Source organism: Rhodobium orientis (assembly GCF_003258835.1).
GTDB lineage: Bacteria > Pseudomonadota > Alphaproteobacteria > Rhizobiales > Rhodobiaceae > Rhodobium > Rhodobium orientis.
This window is the reverse complement of the sequence record NZ_NPEV01000212.1, coordinates 1-246: the sequence shown is the minus strand read 5'-3', so window position 1 is coordinate 246 and position 246 is coordinate 1. Positions and strand designations below refer to the sequence as shown.

Annotated in this window: 1 protein-coding gene; it reads right to left on the bottom strand. The window is 48.4% G+C overall.

Features of this window, described 5'->3' with window-relative positions:
* Window positions 1–246, bottom strand: a 246-nt coding sequence (locus tag CH339_RS25885) for an FtsW/RodA/SpoVE family cell cycle protein (RefSeq protein WP_170138640.1), incomplete at both ends; no start/stop codon positions are given.

Here is a 246-nt window from a genome sequence, read left to right as displayed (position 1 = left end):
GGTTGATCTGATATTGCTGGATATGCAATGTATCCTTTGAAAACTCCGGAAAATTGATCACCAAAAACAGAACGAGCAGTACGAGCGTGATGCCCGATCCCGCGACTATGAAAATCAGCTTCCAGTTCACGCCTGATAAAAACACCATAACGGCGACAAAGAACATGCAGATACCGGCCGTACCGGCGTCCTGCATTAAAATCAATCCGACCGGAACCGCCGACACTCCCGCGATTTTCAGCAACA